The sequence below is a fragment of the Tardiphaga sp. genome (assembly GCF_028290495.1).
Lineage (GTDB): Bacteria > Pseudomonadota > Alphaproteobacteria > Rhizobiales > Xanthobacteraceae > Tardiphaga.
Genome location: NZ_JAQGJT010000062.1, coordinates 14,357 through 30,160 on the forward strand (window position 1 = coordinate 14,357; position 15,804 = coordinate 30,160).

15 protein-coding genes are annotated in these 15,804 nt (G+C 63.8%); 7 read left to right on the forward strand and 8 right to left on the reverse strand.

Annotated features, from left to right (window positions below; translation table 11 throughout):
- Window positions 1–906: a LysR substrate-binding domain-containing protein gene (locus JWQ24_RS11680; protein WP_299807801.1), complete on the forward strand. Its 906-nt coding sequence runs from the start codon at window positions 1–3 to the stop codon at window positions 904–906.
- A gap of 155 nt (window positions 907–1,061) precedes the next feature.
- On the opposite strand, the gene JWQ24_RS11685 is transcribed toward JWQ24_RS11680, so the two are convergent.
- Window positions 1,062–2,117 carry a 2-dehydropantoate 2-reductase N-terminal domain-containing protein gene (locus JWQ24_RS11685; RefSeq protein ID WP_299807803.1) on the reverse strand — a complete coding sequence of 352 codons (1,056 nt, stop codon included), beginning with the start codon at window positions 2,115–2,117 and terminating at the stop codon, window positions 1,062–1,064.
- A 251-nt stretch (window positions 2,118–2,368) separates the two neighbouring features.
- Here JWQ24_RS11685 and JWQ24_RS11690 point away from each other — a divergent pair, with 251 nt between their 5' ends.
- From JWQ24_RS11690 to JWQ24_RS11715, 6 genes are all read left to right on the forward strand, one after another.
- Window positions 2,369–3,355, forward strand: coding sequence for a tripartite tricarboxylate transporter substrate binding protein (locus JWQ24_RS11690; RefSeq protein ID WP_299807805.1), 987 nt, complete (start codon window positions 2,369–2,371; stop codon window positions 3,353–3,355).
- 173 nt (window positions 3,356–3,528) lie between these two features.
- The gene (locus tag JWQ24_RS11695; RefSeq protein WP_299807807.1) at window positions 3,529–4,533 is read left to right on the forward strand and encodes a zinc-binding alcohol dehydrogenase family protein; all 1,005 of its coding nucleotides are present in this window, start codon (window positions 3,529–3,531) and stop codon (window positions 4,531–4,533) included.
- A 244-nt stretch (window positions 4,534–4,777) separates the two neighbouring features.
- Complete coding sequence (locus tag JWQ24_RS11700; protein WP_299807809.1) at window positions 4,778–5,788, forward strand: 2-keto-3-deoxygluconate permease; 1,011 nt, start codon at window positions 4,778–4,780, stop codon at window positions 5,786–5,788.
- A gap of 4 nt (window positions 5,789–5,792) precedes the next feature.
- Window positions 5,793–7,043 carry a four-carbon acid sugar kinase family protein gene (locus JWQ24_RS11705; protein ID WP_299807811.1) on the forward strand — a complete coding sequence of 417 codons (1,251 nt, stop codon included), beginning with the start codon at window positions 5,793–5,795 and terminating at the stop codon, window positions 7,041–7,043.
- Complete coding sequence (gene pdxA / locus JWQ24_RS11710) at window positions 7,040–8,038, forward strand: 4-hydroxythreonine-4-phosphate dehydrogenase PdxA (protein ID WP_299807813.1); 999 nt, start codon at window positions 7,040–7,042, stop codon at window positions 8,036–8,038. Before JWQ24_RS11705 ends, pdxA begins: the two co-directional genes overlap by 4 nt.
- 92 nt (window positions 8,039–8,130) lie before the next feature.
- Window positions 8,131–8,895, forward strand: a complete 765-nt coding sequence (locus tag JWQ24_RS11715; protein WP_299807815.1) for a DeoR/GlpR family DNA-binding transcription regulator — start codon at window positions 8,131–8,133, stop codon at window positions 8,893–8,895.
- A gap of 128 nt (window positions 8,896–9,023) precedes the next feature.
- Here JWQ24_RS11715 and JWQ24_RS11720 read toward each other — a convergent pair whose 3' ends face one another.
- From JWQ24_RS11720 to JWQ24_RS11750, 7 genes are all read right to left on the reverse strand, one after another.
- Window positions 9,024–9,611 carry a TetR/AcrR family transcriptional regulator gene (locus JWQ24_RS11720; RefSeq protein WP_299807817.1) on the reverse strand — a complete coding sequence of 196 codons (588 nt, stop codon included), beginning with the start codon at window positions 9,609–9,611 and terminating at the stop codon, window positions 9,024–9,026.
- A gap of 29 nt (window positions 9,612–9,640) precedes the next feature.
- The gene (locus tag JWQ24_RS11725; protein WP_299807819.1) at window positions 9,641–10,585 is read right to left on the reverse strand and encodes a fatty acid desaturase; all 945 of its coding nucleotides are present in this window, start codon (window positions 10,583–10,585) and stop codon (window positions 9,641–9,643) included.
- 17 nt (window positions 10,586–10,602) lie between these two features.
- Window positions 10,603–11,622, reverse strand: a complete 1,020-nt coding sequence (locus tag JWQ24_RS11730) for an alpha/beta fold hydrolase (RefSeq protein ID WP_299807821.1) — start codon at window positions 11,620–11,622, stop codon at window positions 10,603–10,605.
- Window positions 11,623–11,873: 251 nt separating this feature from the next.
- On the reverse strand, window positions 11,874–12,395 hold the full coding sequence (locus JWQ24_RS11735) for a carboxymuconolactone decarboxylase family protein (RefSeq protein WP_299807823.1): 522 nt from the start codon (window positions 12,393–12,395) through the stop codon (window positions 11,874–11,876).
- Between the two features lie 204 nt (window positions 12,396–12,599).
- The gene (locus JWQ24_RS11740; protein ID WP_299807825.1) at window positions 12,600–14,051 is read right to left on the reverse strand and encodes an amidohydrolase family protein; all 1,452 of its coding nucleotides are present in this window, start codon (window positions 14,049–14,051) and stop codon (window positions 12,600–12,602) included.
- The gene (locus JWQ24_RS11745; RefSeq protein ID WP_299807827.1) at window positions 14,051–15,088 is read right to left on the reverse strand and encodes an ABC transporter substrate-binding protein; all 1,038 of its coding nucleotides are present in this window, start codon (window positions 15,086–15,088) and stop codon (window positions 14,051–14,053) included. The genes JWQ24_RS11740 and JWQ24_RS11745 overlap by 1 nt, the downstream gene beginning before the upstream one ends.
- A 120-nt stretch (window positions 15,089–15,208) precedes the next feature.
- Window positions 15,209–15,790, reverse strand: a complete 582-nt coding sequence (locus JWQ24_RS11750) for a TIGR00730 family Rossman fold protein (RefSeq protein WP_299807829.1) — start codon at window positions 15,788–15,790, stop codon at window positions 15,209–15,211.
- Between the last annotated feature and the right edge of the window lie 14 nt (window positions 15,791–15,804).

Here is a 15,804-nt window from a genome sequence, read left to right on the forward strand (position 1 = left end):
ATGGATCTGCATCAGTTGCGCTGTTTCGTGGCCGCCGCCGAAGAACTTCACTTCGGACGGGCGGCGCAGCAACTCGATATGATGCCCTCGGCGCTGGGTCGTCATATCCGCATGCTTGAAGACGATCTCGGCACAAGGTTGCTGACGCGGACGACGCGCAGCGTGGCGTTGACCGATGACGGGACGGCGTTGCTGAAGCAGGCGCATGAATTGCTCGCGCAGGCCGACCGGCTGGCGGCAAGCTTTCGCGCCCGCGGCCGGGCGCATGGCGCAACCATCCGCGTCGGTGCGATCGACAGCGCGGCGGCCGGCCTGCTGCCGGCGCTGCTGCACGATATTCGTGAGCTGCAGCCGGAGGTCAGCGTGAAGCTGGTGGAAGACAAGACCATCCGCCTGCTGCCGCGGTTGCTGTCAGGACGGCTGGATCTCGCTTTGGTGCGGCCGCCGGAAACGGCCGACAAGCGGCTGGAATTTCTGTTCCTGCTTCATGAGACCGCGGTGGTCGCCGTCTCCGAGCGGCACGCCTTCGCGGACCGGCCGAGTTTGACGATCGCTGATCTTGCGGGCGAGCCGCTGATCGTACCCGAGCGCCGGTCGCGGCCGCATAGCCATGACCTTACCATGAAATTGTTCGCGGAGGCCGGCCTTCAGGCTGACGTCGTGCAGATCGCGGACGAGAAGCAGACCATCGTCAATCTGGTGGCGGCTGAAATCGGCGTCGCCATCGTCCCGCGGTGGACGTCACGAATGGCCGCCCGCGGCGTTCGCTACGTGCCGCTTGCCATGTCAGCCATGAACAAGCTCCCCCTCGCCGCGGCCTGGACCCGCGGCACGCGCGATCCTGTTCGGGACAGGTTGATCAAGATGCTTCAGGTCAACCTGCCGCGCTATGCGACGGAGGGCTGAAACGCTGCTCCCGGCGTCATTGCGAGCCAACGGGTCGGCGCGAAGCGCTGTCCCGTTGAGCGAAGAAATCCAGAAAGCCGCAAGTCCAGACTGGATTTCTTCGTCGCAAGAGCTCCCCGCAATGACGAGGCGATTCAGGTTGGGAACATCAAATACTAGATGCCGCCGGCCTCGATACGCTCGTTGAGTTTTTGATCGACGACCTGGACGGTGCGGTCGATATTGGCGTTGGACATGCCGAGCTGGTGCGAAATCAGCTTCACCAGCAGGTCGACGCGCTCGATGAACGGCGCGCCGTTAGCCACTGCGCGGGCCGCCGAGGACGGCTTGAGCAGGCTCTCCGCCGCCTTGGCGTACTTTGCGAACGGCACCTGATCCTGCGGGTCGGCGCCGAGACGCCGGGCGACGGAATCGACGTGCTCATAGATCGATTGCGATACCGCGAGATCGCCGTGAACCGCATCGCGGATCGACTGCGGTTCTTCGGGCGTGATGCAGCGATAGTTGCCGGTCAGCAGCATCGACCACTTCGCCAGCGGCACGAACAGCGACTCGAACACTTTCAGCTTCACCGGAACGTCGTGGCCATCCAGCCGCACCGCGTCGATGTCCGCTTCCAGCTCGCGAAGCAGCAGGTTATGCGCCTCGTCGGCAAAGACGGACGCCTTGAAGTTGGTGGGAAGGCCAACGTGGAGGACGTTCGCGGCTTCTTCCGGCGGGCGGAACGCCTGCGGATCTGGCGAGCAGAGCGTCACCAGTCCCGGTGTGAAGCGTTCCCATACCTGGGCGTTGGTGTAAGCCTCTTCGAGGTTCATGTCGGCCAGCCCCGGGATGCGCTTGAGATAGGGCAACGGCGGCATGTTCATGATCGACAGGCACGGCAGCTTCGCCGCAGCGATCTTGATCATCAGAACCCGGATCGTGTGGTTGGTGTATTGCGGCTCCTGCATCGCAAGGCCCACCAGGTCATAGCGGCTGAGGTCGACGCTATCCGGCGAAGTCGCATCGAGTTTGCCAGGCTGGTCGCGCGAGAAGATCGACCGGTGGGTCGGCTCGTCGCGTAGCTTGATGCGGACTTCGGTGCCGTCGCGGTTGATGAGTTCGGCGGTCTTCTTCCGGCAAACCAGGGTCACGTTGTGACCAGCCATCAGCAGCTTCGTCGCCAGCAGTGAGCCGTACGAGGCGCCGAGGATGAGAATATTGCGCGACATGGTATTTCGTCCCCAAAAGTTTGTTTTTACCGCCCGACCGAAGGCCTGACGTGTTTCTGGTTTAGTTGGCCGATGTCGCTGCATCGCAGCATATCGATCCCGGTCGCATATTTCACCTGTATATGCGGTGCGGTAGTTGAGCAAGTGCGCTGCCGCAGAATGCAGCCTGTGATGCGCCAATCTGTCTCGACTTTCGTATGTCACGCAGGGAGGACGATGCAGTACTGTCGTAAAAAACAGGGGAGGCAGATATGGTCGGAATAGATCGCCGTCACTTCATGGTTGCTGGGTCGGCGGCGGCCGCGATGCCGTTCCTCTCGCGACAGGCTTCGGCGCAAGCCGCTTGGCCGTCGCGGCAGATACGCGTGATCTGCAGCTACCCGGCCGGCGGGCAGACCGATCTGCTCGCGCGCGCTTTTGGCGACTACATCTCCAGGCAGGTCGGGCAGAATGTCATCATCGAGAACAAGGCGGGTGCCTCCGGTGCTATCGGCACGGCGGAAGTCGCGCGTGCGGAGCCCGATGGCCACACTATTCTTTGCTCGATCTCGACTACCTTTGTGATGAACCGGGTGATGATGAAGACACCGGGCTACGATATGGACAAGGACCTGACGCTGGTCAGTATCATCCCCGGCGCCGGGCTGCTGCTGGTTGCGAGCGCAAAATCCGGCGTTACAACGCTGGAGGAATTCGTCGCGTTCGCGCGCAAGAGCGGCAAGGTGAATTTCGGTACCTATAGTGCGGGCTCGTCGCCGCATATGACGATCAACGAACTCAACCGGCAATACGGCCTCACCATCGAGCCGATCCACTATCGCGGCGAAGCGTCGATGTGGACGGGGTTGGCGGAAGGCACGCTCGATGCCGCGATGGGCAGCTACACCGCCGCGCAATCGGTCCTGCAAAGCAATCGCGGCGTGGCGTTCGCCGTGCATTCCAAGAAGGTCGACGCGATTCCGAACGTCAGGACGTTGCCTGAGCAAGGCGCGACCTCGAAGTTCTTCACCGTCAGCGGCTTTTCGGGATGGGCACTGCCGAAAGCGACGCCGCAGCCGATCGTCGATCGGCTGGCGCAGCTCTGCGTCGCGGCGAACAACGATCCGAAGGTCAAGGAAGTTCTCAATACCTTCGTGCTGGAGCCGGCGCTCGGCTTCAAGGAAACCAACGCCCTGTATCAGCGCGAATTGCCGGTCTGGATCGAGAGCGCTCAGGCGCTTGGCTTGCAACCGGTCTAGCTCAATTGAAGAGCAAGCTTGGCCGCATCCGCCAGCGCAAGCGGTTCGCTTGCGCTGGCGGATGCGTTGGTCATGGAAGCCGGGGAGGCTATGCTTCCAGGACCGCCGATCAAGTGAGTCGGAAGTAACGATGCCGCTGTCCTTGATCGGAAAAATCGAAACTGGAGCGCAACTTGTCCGGACTTGATACTGCGGCGCGCTCGGTGCGCCTGAATGCCAAATGCACCGATGCCGCGTCGATCGCGCCTGTTGTCACCGAGCTGGTGCCGCTGGCGCGCGTTGCAGGCGATGTCGTCGTGGAGATCCATGCGGCCGGCGTCAATCCGTCCGACGTCAAGGCGGCGACGGGCCTGATGCCCTATGCGGTGTTCCCGCGCACGCCCGGCCGGGACTTTGCCGGCGTTGTGGTGGACGGCCCCCCGGAATGGCTCGGCAAGGCGGTGTTCGGATCGTCGGGCGACCTCGGCATTCGCCGCGATGGCACCCACGCCACCCATCTGGCCATCGAGCCGGCAGCGCTTATCGCGAAGCCCGACAGTATTTCGATGGCAGAAGCCGCCGGCGTCGGCGTGCCTTTCGTCACCGCGATCGAGGGCTTTCGCCGCGCCGGGTTTCCGGCTCCGGGCGACACCGTGCTGGTGATGGGGCTGAACGGCAAGGTCGGGCAGGCGGCGACGCAGTTGGCTACCGCCGCCGGCGCGCGCGTGATCGGCGTTGTCCGCAAGGACGAGGCCTATGAGGGACATGCCAGCGGTGGCGTCGAGGTGGTCGTCTCCTCTGCAACCGACGTCGCCGTGCGCGTGCGCGAGATGACCGACGGGCGTGGCGTGCAGATCGTTTTCAATACCGTAGGCGATCCGTATTTTCAGGATGCGCACAAGTCGCTCGCCGTCACCGGCCGGCAAATCCTGATCGCGGCCGTCGACAAGATCGTGCAGTTCAACATCCTGGAGTTCTATCGCGGCCGGCACACCTATGTGGGCATCGACACGCTCGGGTTTTCGTCGGTGGCCACGGCCGACGTGCTGCGAACCGCGCTTCCGGGCTTCGCCAGCGGCGATCTCAAGCCGTTTCCGATCCTGCCTTCGGCGGTCTACGCGCTGGCCGATGCCAAAGCGGCCTATGTCGCCGTGAGCGGCTCGTCGCGCCACCGCATCGTTCTGGATCCGCGGCGCTAGGTACTGCGCGCGTCGATCATTGAACCTCATGACACGAGGCCTCGCGGCAGGACCGATCGCGCCTGACCGCCCGTGACCTTTCTGTGGGAAGGATGGGGCATCATTTCCCACAGCGACTATGCGCGAACTGCGCAATTAATGTTGAATGTTGCGTAATATGCGCATAAAAAGCTCGCAATGCGCCGCATTTGAAAGATTGTTGCGCAAAATGATCAATATGCGCAATGCGCGGGAAGGAAACAGAATGCAGATTCCAATCAAGCGGGCGATCGAGAAGGTCCCCGGCGGCATGATGGTCGTGCCGTTGCTGGCTGGCGCCCTGATCGCCACCTTTTATCCCGAAACCCCGAAGTATTTCGGCTCGTTCACCGGGGCGTTGTTCTCCGGCGCGCTGACAATTCTCGCCGTGTTCTATGTCTGCATGGGCGCGAGCATCGATTTCAAGGCGACCCCCTATATCGTCAAGAAGGGCGGCACCCTGCTGATCGTGAAGGTCGGCATTGCCGTGCTGCTCGGCCTGGTGGCCGGCCACTTCCTCGGCGAAGCGCCGATCGTCGGCGGCATGTTCGCGGGCATTTCGACCCTCGCTATCGTCGCCGCCATGAACGACACCAACGGTGGTCTCTACATGGCGCTGATGGGCCAGTACGGACGTCCGCGTGACGTCGGCGCCTACACCATCATGACGCTTGAGAGCGGCCCGTTCCTCACCATGATCACGCTCGGCGTGGCCGGCCTGTCGGCCTTCCCGGTGCAGACCCTGATCGGCGCGATCCTGCCATTGCTGGTCGGCATGATCATCGGCAATCTCGACCGCGAGATGCGTGACTTCCTGAGCAAGGCCGTTCCGGTGATGATCCCGTTCTTTGCCTTCGCGCTCGGCGCCGGGCTTGACCTGTCGAAGGTCTGGCAGGCTGGACTGCTTGGTCTCGGCCTCGGCGTTGCCGTCGTCGTGGTGACCGGCATCCCGCTGTTCCTGGCCGACCGTCTCACGGGTGGTAACGGCGTTGCCGGCGTCGCCGCGGCGTCCACCGCAGGCAATGCCGCGGCCGTGCCGGCCATCGTCGCTGCTGCCAACCCGATCTATGCCGATGCCGCCGGCCCTGCCACGATCCTGATTGCGGCCTGCGTCGTGGTCACCGCGATCCTGGTGCCGGTTCTCACTGCCTGGACGGCCAGCATCGTTGGCCGCGACGTAGAACCCGTCGATGGCGACGCGGCGTCTGCCGCTCCCGCCGCGCTGGCCCGGGACTGAACCGATGGCCCGTGACTGGCTGATCCTCGCGGACGATCTAACCGGCGCCGCGGACTGTGCGATCGCTTTCGGAAGAAGGGGACGTGCGGCTGCGGTGATGTGGGAGGAAGTCGCCGACGCGTCGGATCACCAGTTGCCGGTGCTGGCCTATGATGCAGCGAGCCGCGGCCTTTCCGCCGCGGCCGCTTCCCGCCGCCACGCCAAAGTGCTGGCGCGGCTGGGCGAACCTGGCCGCATTCTGTTCAAGAAAATCGACTCGACGCTGCGGGGACAACCCGCAGCGGAGATGGTTGCCGCGCTCGCGCACCTCAATTCACAATCGGGCCCGGCCTTCGGCGTGTTTGCCCCGGCGTTTCCGGCTACCGGCCGCACGACCCTCGATGGACGAATCCACGTCAAAGGCCGTCCGCTGGAAGAGGCCGAGGTCTGGCAGCGCGAGCACACTTACCCCAACGCGGATCTCGTCGATGTTCTCGCCACCGCGGGCATTCGCGGCGAGAAGGTCACGCTCGCCACGGTGCGCGGCACCGAATTGAAAGCCACCTTCGCGAGGCTGGCCGCCGAAGGTGATGTCATCGCGGCCTGCGATGCCGAAACTGATCATGATCTGCATCTGATCGCAGAAGCCAGCCTGAACGCGTCGCCTTCGACCTTCTTCATTGGCAGCGCCGGTCTGGCGCATGCGTTGGCGGGCCTCGATGCAGACGCAGACGTCGAGCCGCTGCGGATTCCCACCAGCGCACAGGGCACGCTGATCGTCGTCGGCTCGCTTGCCGGCGCGTCGCGTGCGGCGGCGCGCGAGCTGGCCGCGACCGGCACTGTTGAACATTTCCCGGTTGCGCCTGACCTTTTGCTCGGCGAGGGCGCCGACCGCGCCAAACTCGCCGCGGATGTCATGAAGCGCCTGTTGGCCGGCGGCGATGCGCTGGTCGAGATCATGATGAATGATGCGCCGGATATGGCGCTCGGCCCGCAGCTCGCGCAGGGGCTGGCGGACGTACTGGCGCCCGTGGCGCCCGCGATCGGCGCCTTCGCCGCGACCGGCGGCGAGACTGCTGCGGCGCTGCTGTCGCGCTTCGGCGTCAACGGTATCCGTCTCGCCGACGAGATCGAACCGGGCGTGTCGCTCGGTCTGACGCTCGGCGCTCTGTCCGTTCCGATTGCTACCAAAGCGGGGGCGTTCGGCGACGAACTCAGCCTCATCCGCATCAGCGAACGGCTTCGCGCCGTCCGAACCGAAGGAAGTTTCACATGACCCGTCCCACCATTGCGATCACCATGGGCGATCCGGCCGGCATCGGCCCCGAGGTCATCATGAAGGCGCTGGCGCAGCCTTACGCCAACGAGATTTGCCATCCGCTGGTGATTGGTGACGCCAACCGCCTGCGCAAGGCCGCCCGGATGGTCGGCGTGGCGCTCGAGGTGGACGCGCTGACCGACGCCAAGGACGCGAACTTCGCCTCCAGGGCGGTGCAGTGCGTGGACCTGAAGAACGTGCCGGACGATTTGCCGTTCGGCCAGATGTCGCCGGTCGCCGGCGACGCGGCCTATCGCTACATCGAGAAGGCCGTGCAGGTCGTGCAGTCCGGCATCGCGCAGGCCATTTGCACCGCGCCGCTCTCCAAGGAAGCGCTGCATGCCGCCGGCCACAAATATCCCGGCCACACCGAATTGCTGGCGCATCTGACCGGCACGCCGGAAGTGTCGATGATGCTGGTATCGCCGAAGCTGCGCGTGATCCACGTCACCACGCATATCGGCCTGATCGATGCGATCAAGAAGATCGAGCCGGGTCTGGTCGAGCGCGTCATCACCCGTGGCCATCAGGTGCTGGTGAAAGCCGGCATTGTCAATCCGAAGATCGGCGTCTGCGCCATCAATCCGCATGCCGGCGAGAACGGCCTGTTCGGCTACGGCGAGGAAGCCGAGAAGATCACCCCGGCTGTCGAAATCTGCCAGGCCAAGGGTTGGGACGTGCGCGGTCCGCTGCCGGCCGATACGCTGTTCTTCCTGGCCGGTCGCGGTGATTACGACATGGTGGTCGCGATGTATCACGATCAGGGCCACGGCCCGATCAAGGTGCTGGGGCTGGAATCCGGCGTCAACATCACCGTGGGTCTGCCGATGATCCGCACCTCGGTCGATCACGGCACCGCCTTCGATATCGCCGGCAAGGGCATTGCCGACGAGCGCAGCCTGATCGAGGCGTTGCGGCAGGCGGCCGATCTGGCACCGAAAAAGGCAGCCTGAGCCAAGGATATTTACAAGCATATTTGCAAGGATATTCGCACGGCCGGTGTCGCGTGCTATCGATCGGCGGCACCGGAGTGATGTGAGATTCGATGTCGATGCGCAGCAAGGAGCGTCACGCCCGTCTGTTGGAAGCGCTGAACGCCGGCGAGATCGATGTCGACGATCTCGCGCGGCGCTTTGACGTCTCCGCCTCCACTGTGCGGCGTGACCTGCAGCATCTGTCCCGCAACAATGCCGTGCGCCGCACCTATGGCGGCGCCATTCTTACCGGGCATGCGACCGAGACGACGCTCGAGCAACGCCTGGCGGTGCAGGGCAAGGAAAAGCAGGCAATCGCGCGCGCCGCGATCGATCTGGTCGAAGATGGCGACACGTTGATTCTCGACGCCGGCTCGACGGTGGCAGCATTTGGCCGGCTGTTGCTGCAGCGGCGGTTGCGCGTCATTACCAATAATCTCGCGCTGCTGCCGTTTCTGGCCAAGGCGCCTTCGATCGAACTGGTGGTGCTGGGCGGCACACTGCGCACCACCAGCATGAGCACGATGGGGCCGCTCGCCCATGACGCGCTGCGGCGCATGACGGCGGACCGCGCCATCATGAGCGCCGACGGCGTGGTCGGCGGGCGCGGATTGTGCGAGGCGGATCTCGAGCAGGTCGCGCTGAAGTCGCTGATGATGGAGCAGTCCAGGGACGTTATCGTTCTCGCCGACGCCGGCAAGCTCGGCCGTGCCGAACAACTCGCGTGGGCGCCGCTGCCGCCGCGCTGGACGCTGGTGACCGATGCCGGGGCCACCGAAGAGCAGCGCCAGAGCGTCACGGACGCCGGCGCTCAGGTAATTGTGGCTGAAACGTAATCGCCGTCATTGCGAGGACCGAAGCGACGAAGCAATCCAGCTCTTTCCGCGCGTGCGGCTTACTGGATTGCCGCGTCGCAAGGGCTCCTCGCAATGACGAGCCCGTGGGTCGGTCAATCCGAACTTAGCTATTTTTCCGCCAGCACCGCATCGACCAGTTTTTCCGCATAGTCCTTCGTCAGCGTCCGAAATCCAAACACGTATTGATAGAACAGCGTGCCGTAGATCCGGTCGTAGAGATCACCCGCGGGGTCTGACGCTTTGATGCTGTTGTCTTGCTGCCCAAGCCTGATGATCTGCACGGCGACGTCACGCCGCATCGCGAGATAGCGGTCCGAGAAAATCTTCGCCGAACCGGTGCCAGCGATGCATTCGGAGATCACCGCGAGCTGCACCTTGCCGAAATCGCCGTTCAGCGCCCGGACATAGGCCGCCGCATGCTTGCGCAGCCGTGTCAGGGGATCGCCGGTTTCGGGCAAAGGCAGGATCGACGACGCCTGCCGGAGAAACGCATCGATCAGCAGCGCCTCCCGCGACGGCCACCATTTGTAGATCGTCATTTTCGAGACGCCGCAGTCGCGGGCGATGGCGTCGATGCTGGCGGCGGCAAGCCCCTGCGCCGCCATGATAGCGTAGGCACTCTCCAGGATCGCCTGCTCGGTCTCCGCCGAGCGGGGACGACCGCGACGCGCCGGCTTGGCATCAAGGCCGGACATTGGCTGCTCCCTTATGACGCGTGACGCAACTATGGCGCAGACTGACGCGCCCGGCGGAACCACGCAAATGTCTCGCGCGTGACCGCCCGGTAGCCTTTGCCGCGATAGGCGATCCGGTTGGCGACGATGCCGTTCAGTTTCGGCAGCGCGTGGAATGGCACCGAGGGATAGGCATGGTGTTCGACGTGGAACGGCATGTTCCAGGCGAACCACTTCATCACCTCGCCGGTATAGGTGGTCCGGGTATTTTCAAAGGCGCTGCGGGTGTGCTCGCAGCCGGTGTGCTCGGCATAGAGATAGGGCCGCAGGAACAGTTGTCCGATCGCCAGCGGCAGCAGCCAGACCCACAGCAACAGCGCGCTCGACAGCGCCACCGAGCCGATCAGCAGCACGATGTAGACCAGCGCATAGGCGCGCGCCTCAATGACCACCATCGCGCGCTTGTTCTCCGGAATCCAAGGTGCCACGGCATTGCCGGTGATGGCGCGGCGAAACAGCAGGACAATCCGGTTGTAGAGCTGCACGATGCCGGTATAGGCGATCGCCAGTTTTGTATCCGAGGTCGGGATCGTGGCGGTGACCAGCTCCGGGTCACGCGCCGGGTCCTGTGTGAAGCGGTGATGGTCCCAGTGGAAAAGCGCGTAACCCTCATAGGGCAGCGCGATGACGAGGCCGGAGGCGTGGCCGAGCAGGCTGTTCAGAAGGCGATGGCGGAACACCGTCTTGTGGGCGGCCTCGTGCAGCGCCATGAACAGGAAGGCGACCAGATAGCCCTGCACGGCCATCAGTGGCACTGCCCACAGCACGCCGTAAGTCGCCGTCACCCGCCAGATCAACGCGCACATCATCGCGATGGCGCCGTAATGCGACAGCGAGCGCAGCAGGCCGGGGGCGTTGGATCGCATCGACAGTTCTTTCAACTGCCCCGGGGTGAGGGCGCGTCCTTCGGCGATGCGGTCGATATGCATGGTCATGGAATATCCCGGGAGGTTCAGTGGTTGAGAAAGGCGGCGATGCTCGCGTTGAGAAACGCGCGATCCGCCGGGATCAGCGCCGGGTTGCCGGCCCGGTGGCCATACAGCGACGGGATCGGCGTCAGTTCGACCGAGCGGGCGTTGACGAGCAGCGGCAACTCCGCCTCGTTATCGCCCACCTGGAAATAGCCGTCGGTCTGGCCCGGCATCAGCAGCACGCGCGCCTTGATCGCGGCCATCGCCTTGGGCAGGTTGCCGTCGAATGCCGCGCAGCGGCTGATGTCGCCACGCTGCCAGATCGAGATTTGCGCCAGCAGGTCGTTGGCGTCGCGGCGCGCGAACGCGCCGTCCCACGATCGCGCCAGAAAATCCTCCAGCGAGGTAAAGCCCAGTTCGCGCCACAGTTCGTCGCGGTAGAAGCCGTGCGACATCGCCCAGCCGGCATAGACGCGTCCCATCGCGCGCAGCCCGGCAGCGGGCTTGCTATGGAAACGACCGTCGACAAAGGCGGGATCAGCGGTCAGGGCGGCCTTCACGCCTTCGAGGAAGACGTGGTTGAACGGCGAGCATCGGGCGCTGCCGCAGACGATTGCCGCGCGCTGTACCATCTCCGGATAGGTCGCGGCCCAGTGATAGGCCTGCATGCCGCCCATCGACCAGCCATAGACCAGAGCGATGGTGGATACGCCGAAGTGCTCGGTCATGAGCCGGTGTTGAACCGACACGGCGGCGTGATAGCTGACCTGCGGGAAGGGAGATTCGGGGGTGTTCGACGGCGACGACGACAACCCGTTGCCGAACAGGTTCGGGATGACGATAAAGTAACGCTCGGGGTCCAGCGCGTTGCCAGGTGCTACCAGCCACTCCGTATCGTAGTGCTGCGCGCCGAACGACGTCGGGTAGACGATGACGTTGTCGCGGGCCTCGTTGAGACGGCCGTAGGTCTTGTAGGCCAGCCGCATGCGCGGAAAGACCTCGCCCGACTGCAGCGTCACGTCGCCGGCATCAAATATCTCGTAGTCGATGGACGTTGCCATGAATGAGCTTCCGATCGGGCGCGAGCCACGATGTGGTGGTTGGTTCCTATTAAGTGGATAATTTGTACAGTAATAAGGATGGCGCGCCAAGGCCGGATTGGCGGCATGGCGGTGCAATAGCGGGCAAGTGGTTGCCCGCTATTTGCGCGGCATCCTAATGCCGGCTTTGAAACGCCCTGCGCCTCCTGACGATGCTTCACATCATCAGGAGGCGCAAAGCGTTGTGTCCGGGATAAAAAGCGAAGTCTGGATCAGACGTCGATGTGCAGCGCTTCGCTGAAGCGGTTGAAGAAGCCGCACAGGGTGATCCGCAGCGTCAGCTCGACGATCTGCGCCTCGCTGAAATGTTCGCGCAGCCGCGTGAACAGCGCTTCCGTGACGCGGTTCGGCGTTGTCCAGGCGACCACGGAGTACTCGGCGACGACCCGGTCGATCTCGGTCAGTTCCGGGTGGTCGGCATAATCGAGCAAGCGGTCGATTCCGTCCGGGGAGATACCCTCGACGGTCAGGAACGGCTTGTGCATGGCAACGCAGTAGTTGCATTCATTGAGCTTGGAAACGATCACGATTGCGATTTCGAGATAGCGCTTCGGCAGCGTCTTGGCCTCGCGCAATTCCATTAGCATCGGCATCAGGTGGCGCAAGGCTGCGGGTACGTGCGCGATCACCGACACCTGCGAGGCGAATGGTCCATAGGTCGTCGTGTATTTGTCGTAGATCGAAGCCAGGTCGGCAGGCAATTCCGAAGGTGCAATCTCGCTTACCCTGGGCATAGGTCTCATTCCTGTATGTCGATCGGCATTCTGTTCGCCGATGCTGTCAAAATCCTGATGGTTCGATGGTAGAACGAGCGTTTTACCGATCGAACAGCGGCGTTTAACATCAGTTTGGCGTCATGCCGATTCTATTTCTGGCATCCGGACGCGGCCGAAATCCCGGGTTTGGCCGGTCCGGCAATGATGCGGCGTGCGGTCTCGTCAGCAGCAGGGCGGATCGGCGAGGTGGTGATGCGCGATACACTGGTCGAGCGCGTCGAGCGCCGTTTCCAGATGGCCGTTGGCGGCCATGCCGGCGCGCATCTGTGACAGCACTTCCTCGCGCGCCGCCGGCAGGTCGATGCCGGTGACGCGGTGGTCCTTGATCACGCTGCGCCCGCCGACGATCAGTTCAGCGATGTGGCGCGCGGTGCCACGCGAGAACAACAGGTTGACCGGATCAGGCTGCGCCAGCAGCGCGTCGTCGTCGAGCGCGCCCCAATCCAGCAGCAGCATGTCGGCCACGGCACCCGCCTCGATCGCGCCGCTGTCGCGAATGTTGCTCACCGCGAAGCACCCGTTGGCGACGGCACTGTGCAACGCTTGATGCCGCGTGGCATGACCAAAGCCGGTGCCGGCATGCATCAGGTAGGACAGCCGGAGTTCGCGCAGCGAATCGTCGTCATCGTCGAGCGCCTTGCTGTCGATGCCCAGCGCGACCGCGCAGCCGGCCTCGCGCATTTTCTGAGCCGGTGCGATGCCGGAATGCAGATGCAGGTTCGAGCTGGTGTTGACGGCAATGGTGACGCCGCGCTCAGCCAGCAGTTCAAGTTCGTCAGGACGGGCCCAGACGCAATGCGCGAGCGTGAGCCTTGGTGACAAGAGACCGATCCCGTCGAGCATTCGCACGACGCCCTGCGGATAGTTCGCGTCGGCCCATTGCCGCTGATATCTGGTTTCCAGGAGATGCATGTGGACGCGGCGGCCGGTGCGCTGCGACGCCTCGGCAATTGCCTGCAGCAGCGCGTCGCTGCACCATTGCACGCCGTTCGGGCCATACTGCACGTCGAAGCCGGGACCGGCCGATGCCGCGGCGACATCGTCCACCAGCTTCATGTAATCCTGCGGCGACAGCGGTTGGCGCAGGAAGCGTTGTTCGACTTCGGCGCGCAGCGGCGCCGGCAGGGCATTGAGGATCGGCTCAGACGGGCCATAGACCAGCGGGTTGCGATCCTTCATCGACACCGCGAATCCGGCGCGGACGCCGACATCGCGGGCGGCGCGCGCGACTGCGGCGGCTTCCGTCGGCAGATCGGTGAAGCCCTGCGCGCGGGTGTAGTGCACCATCACCGTGCCGGCGCCGCCGAGCGCGCTGTTGGCGAAGGTCATGCAGGCCGCGAGATAGGGATCGACCGCGGGAAACAGCGCGAGATAGTGGATCCAGGATTCCAGCGGCTTGGCGTCGGCGCCGATCGAACTGGTGCGGATCGCGCGGCCGTGGTCATGCGCGTTGACCAGCGCCGGCATCGCCAGCAGTTTTTTTGTCGTTGGGACCGACGATGGCGAGATCGACGCGATCCTGCCGCCGTCGATGTGAATGGCCTGGGCGCCGGCCAGCGGCCCGTTGGGGCCGATGACATGCGCGCAGTCGATATTGCGGGACGTAAAAATCATCAGGGCGCGATGGTCGGTGGAACGCGGTCGGCCTTGGCCGGCAGGAAGGAGCGATTGAACACCGTGCCCACCGCCGGCTTGTTCGGCAGTTCGAACGAGGTCGCGATGGTGGCGATCGACGACGTCAGCTTGGCATCCGAGAGATCGCCGAGACCGAGTTCTCGGACTTCCGGCGTGTTGACCAGGTTGTTGTAGACATAGAGCAGCCGGCGCTTCTCGAGGTCCTTCTTGATCAGCGGCTCGACCTCGGCCAGCACGTCGGTCGCGGCGTCCGGGTTCTGCACGGTCTCCTTCAGCGCACGGTTGATCGCGCGCAGCAGGCCCTTGACGGCCTCGGGATGTTCCTTCGCCAGCTTCTGCGACACCATCACGCCGTTGGAATACAGATCGAGACCAAGGTCCGAGTAATACATCCAGCGGAAATCCTTGTCCGGATCGAGCTTCAACGAGACAAAGTTGAGATAGCTGGTTGCGGAGAAGACCGCGGAGGCATCGACCTGGCCCTGCAGCAGGATCTGTTCCTGCAGTGACGGCGTCACCTGGGTGATGTTGATCTTGCTGAAATCGACATTGTTCTGCTTGGCGAGCAGCGGCAGCAGCTTGAACGAAGCGCCGCCGGCAGGCGAGCCGAGTTTGGCGCCTTCGAGGTCCTTCAGCGTCTTGATCGGGCCGTCGGCTTTGACGACCAGCGCGAACGGCGCCTTGTTGTAGATCATGTAGACCATGACCGGCGCATCGGCAGGCTTGGTCGCGGCGTTCTGGATGATCGCGTTGATGTCGCCGAAGCCTGCGTCATAGGCGCCGGACATGATGCGCGTCACGGTAACGGCAGAGCCTTCGCCCTGGTCGATGGTGACGTCGAGGTTCTCCGCGGCGAAGTAGCCCTTGGCCTTGGCCCAGTAGTACCAGTCGTGCAGGCCCTGCAGCTTCCAGTCCAGCGTGAACTTGATTTTCAGCGGCTCCGCGGAGGCGCCGCCTGCAGCCAGCGGCAGGATCAGGCAGCTTGCCAGAGCGAGGGACTTCAGAAGGCGGTACATGGTGGAAAGTCTCCGGTGCAGGGGGCTTGATGACCGCAAGCTTCGTGGTTTGGAGTGCGGCATTCAACCGCTAAAAACGGAATGCACCGATGCCGGAACGGCCTCACTGAAAACGGTGGGTCAAAGCCACTTGGGAACGTCGCTGCGCTGATAGGCTCGCAACTGGTCGAGCAGCGGTGCGGCGTTTGGATCGACGCAGATCGAGTGGCGGTGCGCGGGCGGCAGAAATTTGGTCTCGACCATGTGGTCGATGAAAGTCAGGAACGGCGCGAAGAAGCCATCGATGTCGAGCAGGCCGACCGGCTTGTCGATCTCGGAGAGTTGGTTCATCGTCCAGACCTCCATCATCTCCTCCATCGTGCCGATGCCGCCGGGCATCGCGATGAAGGCGTCGGCGAGTTCGGTCATCCGCTCCTTGCGGTTGCGCAACGTGGTGACCATCTCGCTACGCGTCAGCCCGGCATGCGAATGGCCGCGCAGGTGCAGCCGTTCGGTGATGACGCCGTGCGCGCTGCCGCCGTTATTCAGCACGGAATCCGCGACGATGCCCATCAGCCCCTTGGTGGTGCCGCCATAGACCAGCGTGATGCCTGCGCGGGCAAGTTCGGTGCCGAGCTGCCGCGCGCCATCGGCATAGGCCTCGGAGGCTCCGAAGTTGGAGCCGCAGAAAACCGCGACGCTGTTGATGGAGCGCTGATGCATCGTCATTTCCGTTG

What these genes read in the sequence shown, in the direction of transcription:
- JWQ24_RS11680 (WP_299807801.1), top strand. Translation starts at nt 1, where the DNA reads ATGGATCTGCATCAGTTGCGCTGTTTCGTGGCCGCCGCCGAAGAACTT.
- JWQ24_RS11685 (WP_299807803.1), bottom strand. Translation starts at nt 2,117, where the DNA reads ATGTCGCGCAATATTCTCATCCTCGGCGCCTCGTACGGCTCACTGCTG.
- JWQ24_RS11690 (WP_299807805.1), top strand. Translation starts at nt 2,369, where the DNA reads ATGGTCGGAATAGATCGCCGTCACTTCATGGTTGCTGGGTCGGCGGCG.
- JWQ24_RS11700 (WP_299807809.1), top strand. Translation starts at nt 4,778, where the DNA reads ATGCAGATTCCAATCAAGCGGGCGATCGAGAAGGTCCCCGGCGGCATG.
- JWQ24_RS11705 (WP_299807811.1), top strand. Translation starts at nt 5,793, where the DNA reads ATGGCCCGTGACTGGCTGATCCTCGCGGACGATCTAACCGGCGCCGCG.
- pdxA (WP_299807813.1), top strand. Translation starts at nt 7,040, where the DNA reads ATGACCCGTCCCACCATTGCGATCACCATGGGCGATCCGGCCGGCATC.
- JWQ24_RS11715 (WP_299807815.1), top strand. Translation starts at nt 8,131, where the DNA reads ATGTCGATGCGCAGCAAGGAGCGTCACGCCCGTCTGTTGGAAGCGCTG.
- JWQ24_RS11720 (WP_299807817.1), bottom strand. Translation starts at nt 9,611, where the DNA reads ATGTCCGGCCTTGATGCCAAGCCGGCGCGTCGCGGTCGTCCCCGCTCG.
- JWQ24_RS11725 (WP_299807819.1), bottom strand. Translation starts at nt 10,585, where the DNA reads ATGACCATGCATATCGACCGCATCGCCGAAGGACGCGCCCTCACCCCG.
- JWQ24_RS11730 (WP_299807821.1), bottom strand. Translation starts at nt 11,622, where the DNA reads ATGGCAACGTCCATCGACTACGAGATATTTGATGCCGGCGACGTGACG.
- JWQ24_RS11735 (WP_299807823.1), bottom strand. Translation starts at nt 12,395, where the DNA reads ATGCCCAGGGTAAGCGAGATTGCACCTTCGGAATTGCCTGCCGACCTG.
- JWQ24_RS11740 (WP_299807825.1), bottom strand. Translation starts at nt 14,051, where the DNA reads ATGATTTTTACGTCCCGCAATATCGACTGCGCGCATGTCATCGGCCCC.
- JWQ24_RS11745 (WP_299807827.1), bottom strand. Translation starts at nt 15,088, where the DNA reads ATGTACCGCCTTCTGAAGTCCCTCGCTCTGGCAAGCTGCCTGATCCTG.
- JWQ24_RS11750 (WP_299807829.1), bottom strand. Translation starts at nt 15,790, where the DNA reads ATGCATCAGCGCTCCATCAACAGCGTCGCGGTTTTCTGCGGCTCCAAC.